Below are 307 nucleotides of genomic sequence, written 5' to 3'. Positions count from 1 at the left end.
ATCCCAATGACTCGTGCAGGCGATGGTTATTCCACCAGTACACCCAGCGAAGGGTCGCGATCTCGACTTCCCCAACCGACGCCCACGGCCGGTGGGGATAGATCAGCTCGGTCTTGTATAGACCGTTGACCGTTTCCGCCAACGCGTTGTCGTAGGAATCGCCGACGGTGCCAACGGACGGATCAATCCCAGCTTGAGCAAGCGCCTCACTGTAACGAATGGACACGTACTGCGAGCCGCGATCGCTGTGATGGACAAGACCTTGTGCACGGAGATCACCTGCGTGATAAAGAGCATGCTCAAAAGC

At 57.3% G+C, this 307-nt stretch carries 1 protein-coding gene; it reads right to left on the bottom strand.

What is annotated here, in order from left to right; all coding sequences use genetic code 11:
* The coding region (locus HMPREF0298_RS12010; RefSeq protein ID WP_006841346.1) for an integrase core domain-containing protein at positions 1-307 on the bottom strand (307 nt) is incomplete at both ends.

It is taken from the genome of Corynebacterium lipophiloflavum DSM 44291 (assembly GCF_000159635.1).
Taxonomy (GTDB): Bacteria; Actinomycetota; Actinomycetes; order Mycobacteriales; family Mycobacteriaceae; genus Corynebacterium; species Corynebacterium lipophiloflavum.
Note: the sequence above shows the minus strand (reverse complement) of the source record. Positions and strands in the feature narration are given on the sequence as shown.